This window comes from Marinobacter sp. BW6 (assembly GCF_008107725.1).
Taxonomy (GTDB): domain Bacteria; phylum Pseudomonadota; class Gammaproteobacteria; order Pseudomonadales; family Oleiphilaceae; genus Marinobacter.
Genome location: NZ_VIRN01000037.1, coordinates 128516 through 147695, shown reverse-complemented (window position 1 = coordinate 147695; position 19180 = coordinate 128516). Strand labels below are relative to the sequence as shown.

Here is a 19180-nt window from a genome sequence, read left to right as displayed (position 1 = left end):
GCCGGAGTTTAACACACTGGCCCCCGGGGTCTGCCTTGGCAGGGGCGACAGTTTCAGGGGGTCAGTTCACAATCCGGGTAGGTATCCACGGAATAGCGGATATGAGCGGTGTAGTTCTCGTCCTGGTTTTTTCGGATATTGGTCAGGCCGAGATAATCGGAGAGGGCGCCAGCGTCGTTGTAACCCAATACAATGGGATCCACCAGGAATCTCAGCACCATGCCTGTCGGGCGTATCTGTACCACATGGTCGGCATTCACCCGGTCGTTCTCGACCCGTTCCAGCACGAAGCCATAATGCTCGCCCCGGGTAGGCCCGAGAAACCGGAATTCAACCGGCTCGCCGACCACAACACTCTGCCAGTTCTGACGGACGAAATTATCGAACCCGGCATCCACAACGGTGTTGGCCGGGTATGTCACCTCGAATCGCTCTGAATCGCCGCCGGGCGTCTGCCAGTCAATCACCAAAGTGTCCGGTGCAGGGTAGGTGATCTTCATCTCTTCATTGAATGTCGGCTGAACAAAGTCTACGGACGGACGCAGTGCTGAAGCCTCGTATTCAAGGCCCTTGCGGGCGAACGACTCGTCCGCGTCCGGTTTGAAGTAGGTCACCCCGTGTTGCCGGGGCCGAAACACGCCCTCCTGACAGGTTCCGTCAACCGAGTGGCGTTCCTCGTAGATCTCTCTGCCATCGGCGGTGGTCGCAATTCCGGTAAAGCGAAGATCCTGCGCCAATGCCGACAGGGATGCTGCCATCAAGGCAAAGGGAACAAGTGCAATCGTGTTTTTCATCGCACCAGCTCCGGATAAAGCTTTTTACGGGCGAACAAAAGCAATGGGAAAACAATCAGCCAGCCGAGTCCGAGCGCAATCAGTGACGGCACCAGTTCCGGCAGCTGCACTGCACCGAGCTGGCTCGCCGACCAGTACGCGAATGGGCCGGCGAAGGGCGCAAGCACGAACGGCAGCCAGGCTTTTTTGCTGATCCAGTCCAGAGAGTGGCTCAGTGTCGTCATGAAGATGGCCCAGATCGCCACCAGCCACGGTGGCGTCAGCATCACCTGGCCTGTACCGTCGTCCAGAATCCCGGTACGGAACCAGATGCCGTCCAGAATGGAGCCAACCACGGTGCCGAGGCCGATGAACTGCAATTCGGTCATCCGGCTCTGGCTGACCAAGACAAAATGCAGCACCAGAAACACCACCACGATACCGGCACCGAACAGACTCGGGTAAAACACACAGGCGAACCAGCCAGCTTGAAATAGAAGGAAGTTCAGTACGTTACGGGTGGTTTCTGACGGAATCATACGCTCAGAATATTCTCGCGTTTGTTGCCGGGCTTGGCGAACACCAGCTGCGCCACGCCAATGGCACGCTCGCTGAAGCCGGCTTCACAGTAGGCAAAGTAAAAGTGCCACAGGCGCCGGAATGCCTGGTCATAACCCATCGCCTCCAGCTTATCCCGCTGGGCCATGAACCGGTCGCACCAGTCCCGAAGCGTACGGGCGTAATGGAAGCCGCTGTCTTCGGTATGGGTCAGCACCAGTTTGCTTTCTTTGCGAACCGACTCCAGGATCGCCCCGAAGGATGGAATAAAACTACCCGGGAATATGAAGCGCTGAATAAAGTCCACGTTCTTCAGGGCCCGCTGGTAACGCTGTTCTGGCATGTTGATGGCCTGCACAAGCGCCAGGCCATCCGGCTTGAGCAGAGCGTTAATCTGGGAGAAGTAGCTGTCCAGGAACTGTGGACCGACCGCTTCGATCATCTCGATGGAGACCAGTTTGTCGAACTGGCCCTCAAGGTCCCGGTAATCGTCAAACAGGAGGGTAATACGGTCTTCCAGACCCTCGTTCTGAACCCGCTCTCTGGCCAACTCCAACTGTTCTCTGGAAATGGTCGTGGTGGTTACATGACAGCCATAATGTTTGGCAGCGTGAACCGCAAAACCGCCCCAGCCAGTGCCGATTTCAATCACCTTGTCGCCGGGTTGGAGATCAAGTTTCCGGCAAATGGTGTCAAGCTTGTGAACTGCGGCTTCTTCGAGCGTTGAATCGGTACTCGGGTAGATGGCCGAAGAATACATCATGGTCGGGTCGAGAAAAGTCTCGAACAGGTCGTTGCCCAGGTCGTAATGGGCACTGATGTTCTTCCGAGACCCTTCTTTGGTGTTCCGGTTCAGCCAGTGCAAACCTTTCAGCGCCGGCTTGGTAACCCAGCTGAATCGGTCTTCAAACTCGTTCATGCGGTCAACGTTACGGGTAAAGAACCGGAGCAGGGCAACCAGATCCGGCGTCGACCAATCACCGGCCACATATGCCTCGGCCGCGCCAACACTGCCGCCGGTCAGAAGGTCCCGCCAGGTACTGTGATCGTGGACAATCAATTCGGCAGGTTGAAATTGGCTATTGCCGTCTCCGAACACAAGGTCTTCATATCCGGATTCCCTTACCGTTAGCTGGCCTTCGCCCAGTAACCGGAGCTGCTGAATCACCAGGGTTCTCGCAAACCGGCTGATGGCCGGTAAGCTACTTGAGCCGGAGTTGGTATTTGCAACCGAAGTATTCAGGTTCTCCATGAACTTACCCTTCCACGAATCTTGTCATTGGTCTCGGAGCTGGTGACATCCAGCCCGGAATCATCGTGCCCACGGCGGTAGGCGGTATCGTCCTCGGAAAGCTTGTCGGGGTGGGTGTAGAACGGTGCCCCCTTGAGCTTGAGACGGAGGGCGTGCCAGTAGATGCCTGCCACAACCTTGAATGCTTCAAGCGGAAACTTTCGAAGACTTCTATGCACATCTTTACGAGTGAGAGGGGTACGTTGGACTACCAGAGTGGCGTCAAAATGCTTGCGACCTTCTTCCAGAACATTCATGTGAATTCTGAGATCAGGGCCCCTGAAACTGAATGTCCATTCGTAATGCTGGTTCATGCCGTTGAAAGGCGACACATGAAAGCGTTTGCTGAAACCAAACTGTTCGGTGCGCCAGCCCGCCTCGTTGGGCTCTGCACCCGTCGTCTCCAGGCAATAGGCATGACGGTCATGCCAGGGTGTGTTGGTAATCTCGGCCACGATGACCTTTGGAACCACACCATCCGCCGGGCATGCCCCGGCGCGATAGCAGAAGTAGAAGCTGACCGGATTGAACACGTAACCAAAGTAACGCGGATGGGTAATCAGCTCGACTTCACCATCCGGGCGCCAGCCGGTGGCCTGTTCCACGTGGTCACGCAAAGCGCCAGACAGGTCGCCTGTCTCCGGCCGGAAGTAATCCCTGCGCTTCAGAGACATCCAGTTGAACCGTTCCAGGGAAAATAACGGGCTGATACTGGAAACCTGATTCCACTCGTCGGTGTCGAGGGCCAGCATGCCGGTGCTGTAGCTGAATTCGTGTTGCACCGGGTACTTCCGCCTGTGCCGGACAGTACCCTCCAGCCACTGGCTGTTCACGGTCAAAGCTCCACCCCGAAGGCCCGGGTTACCCGAAGCGCACTTCGGACTCCGTCTTCGTGGAAACCGTTGAACCAATAGGCGCCACAGTAGTGGGTGCGGTTGCGGTTACCGATTTCATCGTAGCGTTCCTGAGCGGCCACCGCATCCAGGGTGAACACCGGGTGAGCGTACTCAAAGCGCTTGATTACCATGTCGGGATTGATATCGCGGCTTCGATTGAGCGTCACGCAGAAGGTCTCCGGGGCGTCGTGGAAGTTCTGCAAAACATTCATGTTGTAGGTGACGGAGACAGGTTCCGTGCTGTGGGTCGGAATGAAATAGTTCCAGGCGGCCCAGGCACGACGGTTGTCCGGCAACACGCTGCTGTCCGTATGAAGTACTACGTCGTTGTTCTGGTACGCCATGGCACCCAGAACATCCTTCTCTTTGTCGGTCGGGTCTGCAAGCATGGCCAGCGCCTGATCACTGTGGCACGCAAAAATCACCTGGTCGAAGTGGTGATCCTGGCCCTTTACCGAGACAGTCACGCCGGTTTCATCCCTGACCACCCTGTCGACGGGGCTGTTCAGGTGCGTGGCATCGCCCAGGCGTTCCATCATCTTTTTTACGTATTGGGCGGAACCGCCGGAGATCACCCGCCACGTAGGGCGGTCATCCACCGACAGCATGCCGTGATTGTTAAAAAACTGCAGAAAGAATCGGATTGGAAACTGTTCCAGAATGATCTCCGGCGCTGACCAGATGGCCGCACCCATGGGGACAATGTAGTAATTCCTGAAATAGCGGGAGTACCCATTCCGGTTCAGGTACTCCCCCAGTGTTTCTTCATTGTTGATGTTGCCGGCTTCAAGGTCTGCACGGGTTTCCTTGTTAAAGCGCAGAATCTCCCTTACCATCTTCAGGAACGGCAGGTTGAGCAGATTCTTTCGCTGGGCAAACAGGGTGTTCAGACTTGTGCCGTTGTACTGCAGGCCGGTGCTGCTGCAGTCCACGCTGAAGCTCATGTCGCTGACTTCCGACGGAACTCCCAACCGCTCCATCAGTTTGATGAAATTCGGGTAGGTCCAGTCGTTGAACACGATGAAGCCGGTATTTACCGGCCAGGTCCGGCCACCAGCCTCGACCTGTTCGGTATTGGTGTGACCGCCGGCATAGTTGCCCGCTTCAAAAACCTGAACATCGTGTTTCTCGGCCAAAAGCCAGGCAGCCGTGAGGCCGGAAACGCCGGCCCCAATGACAGCAATCCGCTGACGCTCACTACTCATCCATTGTTTTCCTGTTTGGTGTTGCTTTTACGGGCCATGGAGGCCGACATACGGTCGATCAAGGGCCGGGGAAGGGCGCCCAGAGCTTTCAGCATCCAGGTGAAACGCTTGGGGAATGCGATCTCGTTCTTGCCACGCGCCAGGCCACTGACAATGCGTTCCGCCGCATCCTCTGCGGAAACGAGAAAGGGCATCGGAAAATCGTTACGGTCGGTCAATGGTGTCTTGACGAACCCGGGGGAAACCACCACTACGTCGATCCCCTCGGCGGCAAGGTCAGCCCGGAGGGCATGGGCAAAGTAGGTCAGGGCCGCCTTGGAAGCGCCGTAACCCTCAGCCCGACCAAAGGGGAACCACCAAGCTGAAGAACTGACGATCACGAGGGTCGCCGGCTGTCCTTTGGCCCGGCTACGCCTGAGGGCAGGCAGAGCAATATCGAGACATCGCGCCGTACCAATCACGTTGGTGTGAATGTTCTTCTCGATAACGTCGCTGTTGTAGCGCGCTATCTCAAGATATTCACAGGTGCCGGCGTTCAGTATCACCATATTCAGGTCGCCGTGGTTTTCCAGCGTACCAGCAATGGCCTGGAGGTCTTCTTTGCTGGTGGTGTCTGCCGCCGCCGGTATAATCCGTTCTGGCGCTGCTGAAGCCAGTTCCTCCAGAGCCCCCTGACGGCGGCCGGTAATCACGAGCCGGTGACCACCGCGCGCCAGAGCGCGGGTGACGGATTCACCAATGCCGGAACTGGCGCCGGTAATCCAGATATTCGAGGTTTCCTGAAGTCGATCACTCATCCTGCCTGGTCCTTGATCCAGCGAATGGCCCTGCCAATCACCGGCAGGTTTTCATAGAGCATTTCTCCTGCGTCAAAGTAATCGCGGTGATAGCAAACCATGCCGTTCCGGATCTCCAGGTGGCTGATGCCCTGAACCTGAACTTCCCGGCCTTTGCGAATGCGCTTGTGACGCAAATGCATAACCCAGGGCACGGCAGCAAACTCCCCCTGGACAACTGCGTCACCAAACTCGAAGCGACAGGAGATAACGTTCGCATAAGCATCAGCGAAATAGCGGGTCAGCTCATCAAGTCCGCTAACGATGCCCAAAGGATCCTGAAATCGGATGTCTTCGCTGTAGACCCGGGACAGCTTGTTGAGATTGCCTTTATCAAGCTCGTTGAACAGCGCCCGGAAACTATCCAGCGTTGCTGGAACCGCCGAGTTACGCGCTCCTACTTCGATTTTTGAGGCGGTTGTCATTGCCTGCTCCTCCTCATTCTGTCCAGTTCGCGTGTTTCTTTCTGAATATGCTTGGGTATCGGGTTCAGCTCCCAAATGATGCCAAGCTTTGACATCAGCCAGAGGCCATACCAGGTGATGTCAATTTCATACCACCGGAATCCCTGGCGCACAGACTGGGGCCAGCGGTGATGGTTGTTGTGCCAGCCTTCGCCAAGGGTGAGAAGGGCCAGCCAGAAATTGTTCCGGCTGTCGTCTGATGTCTCGAATCGGCGCTTGCCCCAGACGTGGGACAGCGAGTTGATCGAGACCGTGGCGTGAAACAGCATCACCGTCGAGATAAAGAAGCCCCACACGAGCAGTTGCAGCCCATTCGTTCCCAGGCCTGGCGCCCAGGCCGCCAGCGCCTCGCCGAGGCCGTAGATGCCGACGGCTGCCAGAGCAGGCACGAGTGCATCGAACCGGTTGATCAGTTTAAGCTCGGGGAATTTAAGCCAGTCTCGAATCCGCCGCTCATCGGTCGCGAAGCCGGCGTCACAGGTGAACCAGCCCATGTGAGACCACCAGAAACCACCCTGATGGGGCGAGTGCAGATCTTGAACATCATCGGAGTGCTGATGATGATGCCGGTGATGAGCCGCCCACCATAGAGGACCGCGCTGGGCGGCGCTGGCTCCGAGAACTGCGAACACGAATTGCGCAGGGCGACTGGTTTTGAAAGTCTTGTGGGCGAAGTAACGGTGGTAAAACCCGGTAATCGCAAACATGCGCACGAGAAAAAAGGCGATCGCAAACCCGAGGGCGAATGCGCTAACGCCGGTATAGAAAGCCAGCAGACACGCGAGGTGAAGTGCTATAAACGGAATAACCCGTAAAAAGTTGAACGATCTGGACGTGGTGTCAATGTGATCCGAACCTGCCTCGGAGTCGAACCACCTCAGAATGTTTGTTAGCCAATGCTGCATTCGGGTCATACCCTGATTGCCCTTTCTCTTTTGTGGAACCTGGATCGCACACTCAGCCTTGTGGCCAAAGCCGTTTCTTGGAGAGTTGTACGATCTCACTACCGGAATTGGATGCACGATAAACCATGTTTAATCAAACCTTTGATTTCCCTCTTATACGCCGTATCGCTATTGTTGGTTCAGGCCTCGCCGGGCTCACCGCGGCTATTCAACTGAAGGGCCTCGGGCATGAGGTCACTGTATTTGAGAAGAGCCGGGGGCCGGGTGGCAGACTTGCGGCCAAAAGGGTAACCGGCGGATCAGCGGATGTGGGTGCACAGTACTTCACCTCCAGGAATCCGGATTTCCTTCCCTTTCTCCGTAAATATGCCGGCGCTGATAGTTTTGGACCGTGGGAGGGCCGTTTTGGTTTCCAGACGGGCACCGGTCATTGGGAGCCGTTTCCTGAGGAAATCCGTTTTGTCGGTACGCCGCGCATGACCGCCATTACCCGGGCACTGTCTGAACATGCACGGGTTGTCACTGAAACCCGGGTCGGCATTTTGGCCCGAAACGACCATTCCTGGGGCATTTCGGACACCTCTGGCAACCACCTGGGCGACTTTGATGGGGTGATTATCACCGCGCCGCCGGCACAGGCCCGGGAACTGCTGGCGGATAGCGGTCTGCACGAACTTGCCTCCCACCTTGACGATCCGGTTAGCCGGGTCCTGCCATGCTGGGCCGTTGCCGCCCACTTCCAGGTATCGCCCTGGCCGCATCACGAAGGAATGCGCTGCAAGCACCCGGCGCTGTTCTGGGTGGCCAACAACTCCAGCAAGCCCGGTCGAGACGATGAGGGTCAGTGGTGGGTTTTGCACGCCAGCCCGGCCTGGACCGAAGACCATGTGGATACACCAGCCGAGGAAGTGGCCGAAAAACTGTTGGCTGCGTTTCGTGAAACGACCGGCTTCGATACCGGTCCGGACGAAGTTGTTAGCCATCGCTGGCTCTATGCCCGCTCTGAAGGCGGAGAACACCCTGGTCATCTATGGTTCCCGGATTACAAGATCGGGCTTGCAGGGGACTGGCTTAGTGGCGGCAGGGTAGAGGGTGCCTTCGACAGTGCCTGCGGACTGATTGCCGAACTCAACGCGGTTCCCGTTACTCAGTGACAGACTCCTGGCTGCCGGTGGTGACATCGGGCCGGGTGTAGAAATGGGTGATGGTGCCGTCACTGAACTTGCTGAAGAAGGCGCTCACATCGGTGATCTTCTTCAGCGAACGGGTACGGTGAATGGGCTCGCGCACCAGCACCTTGATACCGTTGAAATTGTCCTGGATGTTGGAGAACCGTGCCCGCATGGAGCAGGTCACTACCTGGGCCGGGTTGAGGGAAAGCTCTCCGGCCAGCCAAGTGCTGTGCCGCTCAATACTCCTGGCTGAAAGGTCTTCCCGGGTATCCAGGTGGTTCAGCTTCACCCGGTTCACAATACAGAAAGAAAAACTCTTTGGGTGCTTGCGCGCCACTTTCCGGAACGCCTCCCAGAAAAAGTTGTCGGTGAGCTCTGCAAAATAGGCCATATCGCTCAGGCAGGTATCCACCCATTCGAAATTCTCCGGGTCATCCAGGACCTCGTTGATCGCTTCCCGAAGCAGCCAGTCAAAGCCAAGCGCTGTCTTGTGGGCATAGACTTTCCGGTACATCTGGTGGCGACTGTAAACAAAGTCTTCCAGCGCACCCAGCCCTTTCTGAGTGATGGCAAGCCCCAACCAGGGTTCAGACACATCCCAACCAAAGCGCAGGTTACTCAGCAGGTGGTCCAGGTTGAAGCCGCCAATGGTGACCGACGAGTGGAAGCCATCGCGCAACATGTAGTCGGCCCGGTCGGCATCGATCTCGCCGGAGACAATGGACGACAGGAGGTCCATTACCAGCCCGGGGATGTTGTCGCTGAGAGGTGAACCCGCGGCGGCATCTTCGCCCGCAATGAATGCCCAGAAAGTGCGGGCATGGCGACAGAATGTTTCGCTGGGCTTTACTTCTGTTGTTTCCATGATGCCGATAACATCCCGGGCGTAGAGACCGGCACTCTCCAGATCCACTGCCATAAGCACATCGTGAGCCACACGCACAGAATAATGCTCATGTTCCAGTTCTTCGGGCTCTTCCGGGTGATAGGCAGAATAATCCACGCCACGCCAGAGGTCGCTGAATCGGCCAGGTCGCGACATGAGTTCCCGTATACGCCGGGCCTGGGTGAACTGATGGGAAAAGCTGGAATGGCCACTGTCGTGCAGCAGGCAGCCCAGCCGGATGGTTTTGGCCAGGTAGTCGATGGCGTCGAGCTGGCTCAGGCTCAGGTCCGTCTGCTCACTGAGCTGGCGCTCTCTCAGGTAGGCATCAATCATGGACCGGAACATCCGGGTGCCCACGTGCATAACACCGATACTGTGAAGGAACCGTGAATGGGTCGCGCCGGGAAAAACCAGGCTCAGGATGTCGTTCTGGCAGATGTTACGCAATCGCTGGAACAGCGGGTGATCGATCACCTGGATTTCGTGCCGGTAAAGTGGAATCCCTCCGTGAACCGGATCCATGATCAACTTGTCATAGGCTCCGAGAAGATCGTTAACGGCACGTCGCATCAGATGGAATCTCCCAATTTCATAAAACTGGCCTTGTTATATCACAGGGGCGTGCCAGAATAGGCTTAATCATGCCAATTTATCGTTTATCGCTGGTAGTTTAGGGCAGTCGCCATGATCTCGCGCACCGAGCGCATACTTATAATAGACGCCGATGAAAAGTCCCGTATGGATCTCGCCCGGTACCTTGAAGCGAGGGGATTCTACGTGACCGGGTACCCGGATCTCGCGGGCGCCAAGGCGCTCTTTGACGATAACATTCCAGACGTCATTTTTGCAGATCTGTCTCCGGAGGCCATCCGGGACCTCGCCAACCGTCTCGAAGAAGCCGAAACCTTCACCCCCATCGTAGCCTGTTCATCGAGTGAATCCAGTGCCGATGTGGTCAGTGTCCTGAGGGCTGGGGCCGCGGATTTTGTCCTGAAACCCTGCAACGACGACAAGGGTGCGCTGGATGATGTACTCGGAAAACTGTTCGACCGGGTCCGGGTTAACCGGCTGAACCAGCTTTACCGGCAGGAGCTGGAAGAGGCCAACCGGGATCTGCGGGATGGCATTGCCGAGCTACGGGCGGATCAGCGCGCCGGCCGGAAAGTCCAGCTACGGATGCTGCCGGAACACGAGCAGGTCATGAGTGGCTTGCACGTGGATCACATGATCAAACCGTCGCTCTATCTGAGCGGTGATTTTCTGGACTACTTTCGTATTTCCGACGACAAGGTCCTGGTCTACATCGCCGATGTTTCGGGCCATGGCGCGAGTTCTGCGTTCGTGACGGTACTGCTGAAAAACCTCACCAACCGGCTGCAGCGAAACTTCCGCCGGGGTTCGAGTGAGGACATCCTGTATCCGGACCGATTCCTGGAGCGAATCAACTCGGAGTTGCTGGATACCGGCCTCGGCAAACACGTAACCGTTTTCGTCGGCATCATTTCCCTGAGCGAACGTAAGTTAAATTATGCGGTGGGGGCACACTTTCCAATGCCCATACTGTCCTTCGAGGGCGGAGAGACGGCGTTTCTCGAAGGCAGTGGGTTGCCGGTGGGCCTTTTCGAGACCCCGGAGTGGGAGGTTTACGAAGTAGCCCTGAACAAACCCTTCTATCTGACGCTGTTTTCGGATGGAATTCTGGAGGTTATCCGGGAAAAAGGGCTGGATGAAAAGGAGCGGACACTACTTGAACTCGTTTCGGGAGGTCGTCACACTATCGCCTCCCTTGGTGAAGCTCTCAATCTCGAACAGATCACAGAGCTTCCGGACGATATCGCTATCGTATCGGTAACTGATACCATAAACGGATCAGATAACACCCCGTCGAAATAGTGGCAGTGTGAAACATGGCTGGTTACAAGATCCTGCAAGCTGAAAAACAGGGCATTTATGTCCTGAAGTTTATTGGGGAAATCCGGCTGAACCTGTGTTCGACGCTGGACAATCTGGTTGAGTCCATCACTCAGGACCCCCAGTTCAAAACCGTGGTAATCGACCTGACCGAAACCGAGATCATCGATAGCACCACACTCGGCCTGCTGGCCAAGATAGCCATGGCGGCCCAGAAACAGAGCCATTTCCTGCCCACACTCATTTCGACCAACCCTGACATTACCCGCATTATCACGTCCATGGGGTTCGACAAGATTTTCATCATTGTTCGAGAACCCGCGTCCCGTATTGAAGAGCTTGAAGAAATACCTGTACTCAGGGCCAGCGAACAGCAGGTTCGGGACAAGGTTCTCGATGCCCACAAAGTGCTGATGGGCCTTAACAACCGGAACAGGGAAGAATTCAAGAATCTGGTGCGCGCTCTGGAATGTGAAGAGCCCAGTTAACGCCTTAAGCCGATTGCGCACGGCTGTGCTGGTTTCACGCCTGATCTGAAAAAACGGAAGAATTATGTCTGAACAATCGAGGCCTCAAAACATTGGGGGAACTGGTCCGGTGCACGATGTGGCGGTTCTGGGCGGTGGTAGTTTTGGTACCGCCATGGCCAAGGTGCTGGGCGAAAACGGTCATCGCGTGCACTTCTGGATGCGTGGTGAGGCCCAGGCCGAAGAAATTCGCAATACCCGGGTCAACAGCCGCTACATGCCGGACATCGAACTGGCCGGTGACATTCAGCCCACGACAGATCTGGCAGCCGCGGTCAGCAAGGCAGAAACCGTCTTTGTTGCCATTCCGAGCAAGGCCTTTCGGGCCGTCATCCGTGAAAACTGCGATAAATTCCGCGATGACCAGATTGTTATCAGCCTGACCAAGGGCATTGAAGAGCACGGCTTCAAGCTGATGAGCGAAATCCTCCAGGAAGAGATTCCCCGCTGTCGCACCGGTGTGCTCAGCGGCCCAAATCTGGCGGGTGAAATTGTCAACCGGGACCTTACCGCCACCGTGATTGCAGCCAAGGATCCCGATGTGCGTCGTTCCGTCCAGGATCTCCTGGGCTGCGAGTACTTCCGCGTCTACGCCAACGTGGATGTATATGGCGTGGAGCTCGCCGGGGCATTGAAGAATATCTATGCGATTGTCGCTGGCCTCGCCTCCGCTCTGGAGATGGGGGAGAACGCCAAGGCCATGCTGATTACCCGGGGCCTCGCAGAAATGAGCCGTTTCGCCGTCAGCCTCGGCGCCAACCCCATGACCTTTATGGGGCTTGCGGGTGTTGGCGACCTGATTGTGACTTGTACGTCGTCGAAGAGCAGGAACTATCGGGTGGGCTACTCGGTCGGGCAGGGCCAGAAGCTGGACGACGCCGTCGCGGAGCTCGGGCAGGTTGCAGAGGGCATCTATACCCTGAAGCTGGTTAAGGAAAAGGCCGAGGCCATTGGCATCTACATGCCTTTGGTTCGTGGACTTTACGAAATTCTGTACGAAAATGCTTCAATCAAGGCGGTGATCAACAGCCTGATGATGTCGGTCCAGAATTCCGACGTGGAATTTATATTGCCGCGTACCATCAGCCAGTAACCCGGCCAGACAACGTCGAACGAGGTCGGAAAGGAGAGAGCCCTTGCAACTGCTCATCATGCGCCACGGCGAAGCTGGCTGGCATACGCTGGATCAGGAGCGTGAACTGACCGAGTCCGGTCGGTTGGGCGTTGCCGAGGTTGCTGCCCGTATCGCCGAGTCGCCCTGGCGTCCAAAGTTGATCTGGAGCAGCCCCTATGTTCGGGCGCGGCAAACCGCCGCTATAGTCTCCGAGATTCTCAATTGCCCCGTTGAAGAAAAGATGTTTATTACTCCGGACGACGACCCGGGTGAGTGCCTTGATGCGTTAATTGAACCCCACGAATCGCCACTGCTGATCGTTTCCCACATGCCGTTGGTCGGAGGTCTTGCCACGTTGTTGGTGGACGCCCACCGTCGGGGCATCCCATTCATGACTTCTCAGGCTGTGATGCTGGACATGCCGGTGGTTGGTCCCGGTTGCGCAGACTTGAAAGCTCAGTTTCTGCCCTGATAGTCCGATTCCTGAATCCTCAAAATTCGAGCCTGATTATGTACAGCTTTCCGATTGACTACGTAGAGCCGGTATTCCGGCCCCCCAGTGAAGCCAAGTCATTGATCCTGCCGGTTACCAACGGCTGTTCCTGGAATAAATGCACCTTCTGTGAGATGTACACTCAGCCGCAGAAGAAATTCCGGGCCCGAAAGCCTGACGACGTGCTACAGGATATCCAGAATGCAGCCCGCAGCCTGGGTGGCGTTCGCCGGGTGTTTCTGGCGGACGGCGATGCCATGGTGCTTCCTACCCGTCGGCTGCTGGAGATTCTCGGCCAGCTACGGGAGGCTTTTCCGGACCTTCAGCGGGTTTCCAGTTACTGCCTGCCTCGCAACCTGGCGAAGAAGACCGTGGAAGAACTGGCGCAGTTGAAAGAAGCCGGCCTCCAGATCCTTTATGTTGGTATGGAATCCGGCGACGATGAGATCCTGCGTCGGGTCAACAAGGGCGAAACCTGGGAATCCACCCGCTCGGCACTGGTGAAGATCCGGGAGGCAGGCCTGACCAGTTCTGTGATGGTTCTCAATGGATTGGGAGGTGAGAGCCTCTCGCGTCAGCACGCGATCAACACCGCCACGCTTTGCAATGAGACTCAACCGGATTACCTGTCGACCCTCGTGGTCAGCTTTCCCCAGGGGGAGGAGCGTTTTCGGGAAGGCTTCGGTGATGATTTCGTCCCACTGTCCCAGCAGGGACTTTTCGAGGAAATTCGTCTCTTCCTTGAGCATCTCGAGCTCGACAAAACCATTTTCCGAAGTGACCACGCTTCTAACTATCTGGTTCTGAAAGGGACGCTCGGCAGAGATAAACAGAAAATGCTGGACCAGGTCAATCTGGCTATCACCAATCCTGGCGCAGCGCCCCTTCGTGCGGAATGGATGCGCGGGTTGTAATTCACCGAACCGGGAGCCACGGTTATGAGCATGAATCCGGAGAATCTCGCAAAGCAGGTGGAGGAAACCGTGAAAAATCCCGGGAAGCCGCCCCTCGATCAGTGGAACCCCGAGCTGTCGGGCGACATGGACCTTCGCATCAGCCGCGATGGCCAGTGGATTTTCAAGGGCGAACCACTAGCGCGGGAAGCCATCGTCCGGCTATTCTCCACCATTCTGCGTCGGGAGGAGGATGGCGAGTACTACCTCGTGACCCCGGTTGAAAAGTGGCGCATACAGGTTGAGGATTCGCCCCTGCTGGCTCATTCCCTTCGGGTAGCGGGAGAAGGCGACCGGCAAGTGATTTCTCTGACCACCAATGTGGGCGAAACCATTGATATTGGCCAACACCACCCCTTGCAAGTGAGCACCTATCCGGGGACGGACGAACCCCGTCCCATTGTGAAAATTCGTCATGGTGTCGAAGCGCGACTGGTCACCGCTGCCTATTACGACCTGGCCGAGCATGTGGTAGAACGAAATGAGGATGGCCATCCGGTTCTCGGGGTTTTCAGTCACGGAATTTTCTACAAAATGGGCAAGAGTGGTTGAAAACCCGGACCATGGCCCCAGAATTACGGTAGAAAACGCATTAACTCAGTTGTTAAACTGTGTTTTCATACTTGTTATGAGCCTGGCTCTCTAACGAGGCCCGGTGGTCGTTAGTCCCTCTGTGCAGTCTGGCTGTTCACGATCACTTTCGATTGCCTAAATTAATTAAACAGTCATTGCGACACGCAAGGAGATCACATGGCCCAACCTCGTGTTGTCACCATCCATTACACGCTCACCAACGATCAGGGAGAGCAGCTTGACTCCTCCCGCGTAGAAGGTCGTGAGCCTCTGTCTTACCTGGAAGGTGCACAGAACATTATCGGTGGACTGGAAAGTGCACTGAACGAAAAGAACGCAGGCGATCAGGTTAAGGTTTCTGTAGAACCTGGTGAAGGCTACGGCGAAGTTAACGAAGAGCTGATCCAGCCGGTTCCGCGTTCTGCATTTGAAGGCGTCGATACCATCGAGCCGGGCATGCAGTTCCAGGCGCAGACCCCGGGCGGCCCTCAGGTTGTTCGCGTGGTTGAAGTTGGCGACGAGACCGTCACCATCGACGCCAACCATCCGCTCGCCGGCGAGACCCTGCACTTCGACGTCGAAGTAGTCGAAGCTCGCGAAGCGACTGACGAAGAGCAAGAGCACGGTCACGCTCACTAAGCTTTTCTGAAGCGCTACAAAAACGGCTCCCACGGGAGCCGTTATTTTTATGCCCAAAATAATCATGTCGGATTACGGCTGCGCCTAATCCGACCTACAAAGACACCATTCGAAGCCTCACACCAACCCCGTAGGTCGGATTAGGCGCAGCCGTAATCCGACAGCCCAAAAAAAAACGGCCCTCTAGGGGCCGTTTTTATCACCGGAAGCCGAACTTACATGTTCGGATAGTTCGGGCCGCCGCCGCCTTCCGGAGTCACCCAGTTAATGTTCTGGGCAGGATCCTTGATATCACAGGTCTTGCAGTGAACACAGTTCTGGGCGTTGATCTGGAAGCGCTTACCGCTGCCGTCGTCTTTCTCGACAACCTCGTACACGCCAGCCGGACAGTAGCGCTGCGCGGGCTCGTCGTATTTCGGCAGGTTGTCACGGATCGGAAGCTCAGGATCTGTCAGCTTCAGGTGCACCGGCTGATCTTCCTCATGGTTGGTGTTGGAGATAAACACCGAGGATAGGCGGTCAAAGGTCAGGGTATTATCCGGCTTCGGATAGGTCACCTTCTTGCACTCGGCCGCCGGCTTCAGGGTAGCGTAATCCGGGGTCGTGTCATGGAAGGTGATCGGCAGGCTGCCACGCAGGATGTTCTGCTCGAAGAAGGCGATGGCACCGCCAACAATGTTGCCGAACTTGTGCATGGCCGGGCCGAAGTTACGCTCGGCGTAGAGCTCCTTGAACAGCCAGCTGTCTTCAAACTTCTTCTGGAAGCTGCTGATCTCTTCGCCGCTCTTGCCGTCCTTGAGTGCTTCGAAAACAGCCTCAGCGCCCAACATGCCGGACTTCATGGCAGTGTGGGAGCCTTTGATCTTGGAACCGTTCAGAGTGCCAGCGTCACAGCCCAGCAGCAGACCGCCCGGGAAGCTCATCTTGGGCAGAGCGTTGTAGCCACCTTTGGTGATTGCACGGGCGCCGTAGGATACGCGCTTACCGCCTTCAAGGTGTTTCTTGATCTCCGGGTGATGCTTCAGGCGCTGAAATTCCTCGAACGGGCTCAGGTGCGGGTTGCTGTAGGACAGGTCCGTGATCAGGCCCACATATACCTGGCCGTTTTCCAGGTGGTACAGGAAGGAGCCGCCGGTGGAACCGGTCTCTTTCAGCGGCCAGCCAGTGGTATGAACGACCAGGCCTGGCTCGTGTTTGGCCGGATCAATATCCCAGAGTTCCTTTATGCCGATACCGTAGTGCTGGGGATCCTTGCCTTCATCCAGATTGAACTCGTTGATCAGGCGCTTGCCCAGGTGACCACGGCAGCCCTCGGTAAAGAGGGTGTATTTGGCGCGCAGTTCCATGCCCGGCATGTAGCCGTCTTTTTCGGAACCGTCGCGGGCCACACCCATATCGCCGGTAATAATGCCTTTTACCTGACCGTCTTCAACGATGGTCTCGGAGGCGGCAAAGCCGGGATAAACCTCAACGCCAAGCTGCTCGGCCTGTTCGGCGAGCCAGCGGCACAGGTTGCCGAGGCTGATAATGTAGTTGCCATGGTTGTGCATGTTCTTGGGCACAAAGGCATTGGGGATCTTGGTGGCGCTTTCCTGATTTTTCAGCAGGAAAATGTCGTCACGGGTAACCGGCGTGTTAAGCGGGGCACCTTTCTCTTTCCAGTCGGGGAAGAGTTCGTTGAGGGCAGTGGGCTCGAATACGGTACCGGCCAGAATGTGAGCGCCGATCTCAGAACCTTTCTCTACAACGCATACGGTAAGTTCCTCGCCAGCTTCCTGTGCCAATTGCATGACACGGCACGCTGCAGACAGGCCCGCCGGGCCGCCGCCGACGATCAGAACATCAAATTCCATCGATTCGCGTTCCACGTTGGTCTCCTCAAACATCTTTAATGGATATTATATGCCCGCAGGCCAATTATTCTGGGTCGCCATCATACCGGTAAAAATGCCTATAGACGACTGCCCCAAGCCGGATGTCCCGACTTTCATAACCAAAAGGATACCGTATTTGAAGAATCAAACAAACGTTTGTTTGAAATTCGCTCTGTCCTTTGGCATTGTAAGAGCACACTGAAACATCGTGTGTTTTGAGTCGAAATCTAGTATCGTCTCATTGCCGTTCCCGGTCAATACCGGGGAATTGGCTGAAAGTTCAGTCCTGGCGCGTCGTTTGAGGCTATTGATTCTGCTGAGTGTTGCCTCCATTATTAGTGCGCATTGAATTCAGGCAGGCTCTGCGCGAGGACTGCAAGTCATAAACCCATCGTAGAAGAACGAGGAATCTATGAAGGTTCTGGTCGCTGTAAAACGAGTAATCGACTACAACGTAAAGGTGCGCGTCAAGCCGGACAACACCGGTGTTGATCTCGCCAACGTCAAGATGGCAATGAACCCGTTCTGCGAAATCGCGGTAGAAGAAGCCGTTCGCCTGAAAGAGAAGGGTGTTGCCAGTGAAATCGTAGTGGTATCCATTGGCCCGAAAGCCTCCCAGGAGCAGATCCGTACTGCGCTGGCGCTGGGTGCTGACCGTGGTATCCACGTCGAAACCGACGAGGAGGTTCAGTCTCTCGAAGCGGCCAAGCTGCTCAAGGCTGTTGTTGAGAAAGAAGAGCCAAAGCTGGTCATTCTTGGCAAGCAGTCCATCGATTCCGATAACAACCAGACTGGCCAGATGCTGGCCGCGCTGACCGGCATGGGTCAGGGCACTTTCGCTTCCGAAGTGGTTGTTGAGGGCGACAAGGTTAACGTAACCCGTGAGGTAGACGGTGGTCTGATGACCGTTGCCCTGAACCTGCCTGCGGTTGTCACCACTGACCTGCGTCTGAACGAGCCGCGCTACGCTTCTTTGCCGAACATCATGAAGGCGAAGAAGAAGCCACTGGACAACATGAGCCCGGCCGATCTGGGTGTCGACATCGCTCCGCGCCTTTCCACCCTGAAGGTTGAAGCGCCTGCTTCCCGTCAGGCGGGTGTGAAAGTGGCCGACGTTGCCGAGCTGGTCGATAAACTGAAGAATGAAGCGAAGGTGATCTAAATGAGCATCCTTGTAATTGCTGAACATGACAACAGCAGCCTGAAACAGGCTACCCTGAATGTTGTAGCGGCTGCCAAGGCCATCGGCGGAGACATCGACGTATTGGTTGCCGGTGAGAACTGTGGTGCCGTTGCAGAAGCAGCTGCCAAGGCCGAAGGCGTTAACAAGGTACTGGTTGCCGATAACGCTGCTTATGGTCACTTCCTGGGCGAAAACCTGGGTGAGCTGGTTGCCGAAGTAGGTAAGGGCTACAGCCACATCCTGGCCGCCGCTGGCACCGTGGGCAAAGACTTCATGCCACGTGTTGCTGCACTGCTGGACGTTGCCCAGGTTTCCGACATCATGCGTGTGGAGTCCGAAGACACCTTCGTTCGCCCGATCTACGCTGGTAACGCCATTGCCACTGTAAAATCCAGTGACAGCATCAAGGTGGTTACTGTTCGTCCGACTGCGTTCGACCCGGTTGCTGGCGAAGGTGGCTCTGCCGCCGTTGAACAATTGGACGTTGTAAAAGACGCTGGCCTGTCCCAGTTCGTAAGCGAAGAGCTGGCCAAGTCTGACCGTCCTGATCTGGCAAGCGCCGGTATCGTTGTTTCCGGTGGTCGCGGCATGCAGAACGGCGACAACTTCAAGATGCTGGAGCAGGTTGCCGATCTGATGGGTGCTGCTGTTGGTGCTTCCCGTGCTGCGGTTGACGCCGGTTTTGTACCGAACGACATGCAGGTTGGCCAGACCGGTAAGATTGTTGCTCCGCAGCTTTACATCGCTGTTGGTATTTCCGGTGCCATCCAGCACCTGGCCGGTATGTCTGATTCCAAGGTGATCGTTGCGATCAACAAGGATGAAGAAGCTCCGATCTTCCAGGTTGCCGATTACGGCCTGGTAGCGGACCTGTTCGAAGCAGTTCCGCAACTTGAAGAAGAGCTGAAGAAAGTTCTGTAACTTTCT

Annotated in this window: 20 protein-coding genes; 10 read left to right on the top strand and 10 right to left on the bottom strand. The window is 56.2% G+C overall.

Translation table 11 applies throughout. The annotated features are described in order from the left end of the window. Window positions 1-53: 53 nt before the first annotated feature. The 8 genes from FMN52_RS02235 to FMN52_RS02200 are packed head-to-tail and all read right to left on the bottom strand — an operon-like array spanning window position 54 to window position 6937. The gene (locus FMN52_RS02235; RefSeq protein WP_148607094.1) at window positions 54-794 is read right to left on the bottom strand and encodes a hypothetical protein; all 741 of its coding nucleotides are present in this window, start codon (window positions 792-794) and stop codon (window positions 54-56) included. Beyond that, window positions 791-1312: a DUF2878 domain-containing protein gene (locus FMN52_RS02230; RefSeq protein WP_148607093.1), complete on the bottom strand. Its 522-nt coding sequence runs from the start codon at window positions 1310-1312 to the stop codon at window positions 791-793. The genes FMN52_RS02235 and FMN52_RS02230 overlap by 4 nt, the downstream gene beginning before the upstream one ends. Then, window positions 1309-2583, bottom strand: a complete 1275-nt coding sequence (locus FMN52_RS02225; protein ID WP_148607092.1) for a cyclopropane-fatty-acyl-phospholipid synthase family protein — start codon at window positions 2581-2583, stop codon at window positions 1309-1311. Before FMN52_RS02225 ends, FMN52_RS02230 begins: the two co-directional genes overlap by 4 nt. Then, complete coding sequence (locus FMN52_RS02220; RefSeq protein ID WP_148607091.1) at window positions 2571-3455, bottom strand: DUF1365 domain-containing protein; 885 nt, start codon at window positions 3453-3455, stop codon at window positions 2571-2573. The genes FMN52_RS02225 and FMN52_RS02220 overlap by 13 nt, the downstream gene beginning before the upstream one ends. A gap of 2 nt (window positions 3456-3457) precedes the next feature. Further along, window positions 3458-4723: an FAD-dependent oxidoreductase gene (locus FMN52_RS02215; protein WP_148607090.1), complete on the bottom strand. Its 1266-nt coding sequence runs from the start codon at window positions 4721-4723 to the stop codon at window positions 3458-3460. Further along, window positions 4720-5520 carry an SDR family NAD(P)-dependent oxidoreductase gene (locus FMN52_RS02210; protein WP_148607089.1) on the bottom strand — a complete coding sequence of 267 codons (801 nt, stop codon included), beginning with the start codon at window positions 5518-5520 and terminating at the stop codon, window positions 4720-4722. Before FMN52_RS02210 ends, FMN52_RS02215 begins: the two co-directional genes overlap by 4 nt. Continuing rightward, window positions 5517-5984: a nuclear transport factor 2 family protein gene (locus tag FMN52_RS02205; protein ID WP_148607088.1), complete on the bottom strand. Its 468-nt coding sequence runs from the start codon at window positions 5982-5984 to the stop codon at window positions 5517-5519. Before FMN52_RS02205 ends, FMN52_RS02210 begins: the two co-directional genes overlap by 4 nt. Then, window positions 5981-6937 carry an acyl-CoA desaturase gene (locus tag FMN52_RS02200; protein WP_148607087.1) on the bottom strand — a complete coding sequence of 319 codons (957 nt, stop codon included), beginning with the start codon at window positions 6935-6937 and terminating at the stop codon, window positions 5981-5983. The genes FMN52_RS02205 and FMN52_RS02200 overlap by 4 nt, the downstream gene beginning before the upstream one ends. A gap of 116 nt (window positions 6938-7053) precedes the next feature. On the opposite strand from FMN52_RS02200, the gene FMN52_RS02195 reads away from it, so the two are divergent. Then, window positions 7054-8082: an FAD-dependent oxidoreductase gene (locus FMN52_RS02195; RefSeq protein ID WP_148607086.1), complete on the top strand. Its 1029-nt coding sequence runs from the start codon at window positions 7054-7056 to the stop codon at window positions 8080-8082. Here FMN52_RS02195 and FMN52_RS02190 read toward each other — a convergent pair. After that, window positions 8072-9556 (bottom strand): phosphohydrolase, encoded by a 1485-nt coding sequence (locus FMN52_RS02190; protein WP_148607085.1) that lies wholly within the window; start codon window positions 9554-9556, stop codon window positions 8072-8074. The genes FMN52_RS02195 and FMN52_RS02190 overlap by 11 nt on opposite strands. Before the next feature lie 114 nt (window positions 9557-9670). Here FMN52_RS02190 and FMN52_RS02185 point away from each other — a divergent pair, with 114 nt between their 5' ends. The 7 genes from FMN52_RS02185 to FMN52_RS02155 all read left to right on the top strand — a co-directional run bounded on the left by FMN52_RS02185 (window position 9671) and on the right by FMN52_RS02155 (window position 15196). After that, a complete protein-coding gene (locus FMN52_RS02185; protein WP_148607084.1) occupies window positions 9671-10879 on the top strand; it encodes a SpoIIE family protein phosphatase in 1209 nt (402 codons plus the stop codon). A gap of 14 nt (window positions 10880-10893) precedes the next feature. Beyond that, window positions 10894-11385 carry an STAS domain-containing protein gene (locus tag FMN52_RS02180; RefSeq protein ID WP_148607083.1) on the top strand — a complete coding sequence of 164 codons (492 nt, stop codon included), beginning with the start codon at window positions 10894-10896 and terminating at the stop codon, window positions 11383-11385. A gap of 64 nt (window positions 11386-11449) precedes the next feature. After that, window positions 11450-12517 carry an NAD(P)H-dependent glycerol-3-phosphate dehydrogenase gene (locus FMN52_RS02175; RefSeq protein WP_148607082.1) on the top strand — a complete coding sequence of 356 codons (1068 nt, stop codon included), beginning with the start codon at window positions 11450-11452 and terminating at the stop codon, window positions 12515-12517. A 43-nt stretch (window positions 12518-12560) separates the two neighbouring features. Next, window positions 12561-13010 carry a histidine phosphatase family protein gene (locus FMN52_RS02170; RefSeq protein WP_148607081.1) on the top strand — a complete coding sequence of 150 codons (450 nt, stop codon included), beginning with the start codon at window positions 12561-12563 and terminating at the stop codon, window positions 13008-13010. Between the two features lie 38 nt (window positions 13011-13048). Next, complete coding sequence (locus FMN52_RS02165) at window positions 13049-13945, top strand: radical SAM protein (RefSeq protein WP_148607080.1); 897 nt, start codon at window positions 13049-13051, stop codon at window positions 13943-13945. 24 nt (window positions 13946-13969) lie between these two features. Further along, a complete protein-coding gene (locus FMN52_RS02160) occupies window positions 13970-14536 on the top strand; it encodes a DUF1285 domain-containing protein (RefSeq protein WP_148607079.1) in 567 nt (188 codons plus the stop codon). A gap of 198 nt (window positions 14537-14734) precedes the next feature. Then, entirely contained in the window at window positions 14735-15196 is a 462-nt protein-coding gene (locus FMN52_RS02155) for a peptidylprolyl isomerase (protein WP_148607078.1), read from the top strand. Window positions 15197-15411: 215 nt separating this feature from the next. Here the strand turns inward: FMN52_RS02155 and FMN52_RS02150 are convergent, their stop codons facing one another. Beyond that, window positions 15412-17064 (bottom strand): electron transfer flavoprotein-ubiquinone oxidoreductase, encoded by a 1653-nt coding sequence (locus tag FMN52_RS02150; RefSeq protein ID WP_148607077.1) that lies wholly within the window; start codon window positions 17062-17064, stop codon window positions 15412-15414. 418 nt (window positions 17065-17482) lie between these two features. Between FMN52_RS02150 and FMN52_RS02145 the strand changes: the two genes are divergently transcribed. Further along, window positions 17483-18232 carry an electron transfer flavoprotein subunit beta/FixA family protein gene (locus FMN52_RS02145; RefSeq protein WP_008171627.1) on the top strand — a complete coding sequence of 250 codons (750 nt, stop codon included), beginning with the start codon at window positions 17483-17485 and terminating at the stop codon, window positions 18230-18232. Then, window positions 18233-19174, top strand: coding sequence for an FAD-binding protein (locus tag FMN52_RS02140; RefSeq protein ID WP_064230432.1), 942 nt, complete (start codon window positions 18233-18235; stop codon window positions 19172-19174). Window positions 19175-19180 lie beyond the last annotated feature (6 nt).